This is a genomic window from Vibrio sp. Y176, from assembly GCF_033438945.1.
Genome location: NZ_JAWOQS010000602.1, coordinates 1 through 670, shown reverse-complemented (window position 1 = coordinate 670; position 670 = coordinate 1). Strand labels below are relative to the sequence as shown.

Genomic DNA, 670 nt, shown 5'->3' with positions numbered 1-670 from the left:
TTTTTCGGCGAGTTCTATATCACCTTAGATTTTCTCTATGGTTTTGGTCACGTTGCGGAGTTCGCTATTATGACCGACGACGAAACTGCATTGGCTCGCTATCGCGAGCGGTTAGTCGCACTTGCGCAGCAGTTTCATCTGAGCGACGCGGATAGAGAGCATCGCTCATACAAAGAGATTTTATCAGCATAGTCGCTATTTCTTTCCTTTCTAAAACGCGAAGCGAATTCTTCTCAAAACACAATGTCATTTTTGTGTTCTTCTCATTGGTTTGACAGGCAACTCCTAGTAAACAGCACTATGATTACCATAGTGCTGATGCACTGAACCCACACTATCATTTAATGAGTGACGCTGTCACTTTGTGGAGGAGTAATGTATAACCGAGAACATAAGTATGTTTATTGGCGAGAGGAGAGAAAGAAAGGAAAATGGCACTACATCATGAAATCGTTTTTTATGATTTGTTGTGCGTTGTTGGTGGGTAAAATTATCGGTTTGTTCATCTTTGGAGAGCTTCACACTTTTCAGGACGTGACGGAGCAGTTTCCGGCAGATTTTTTCATCATGATGTTAGTTGGTTTCCCGATTAGTGTTGTGGGCTGGTATTACGAAGAGTCCAAATTCTTCCGTGCTCTAAAGCGCAAAGATAATCAGCTAAAAATGAAAC

Annotated in this window: 1 protein-coding gene and 1 pseudogene; both read left to right on the top strand. The window is 41.8% G+C overall.

Annotated elements, in window-relative coordinates; translation table 11 throughout:
* Nucleotides 1-192: pseudogene (locus R7O13_RS27550) on the top strand (adenylate cyclase); the annotation flags it as partial.
* A gap of 183 nt (nucleotides 193-375) precedes the next feature.
* On the top strand, nucleotides 376-670 hold a 295-nt coding region (locus R7O13_RS27545; RefSeq protein ID WP_318305285.1), incomplete at its 3' end, for a hypothetical protein.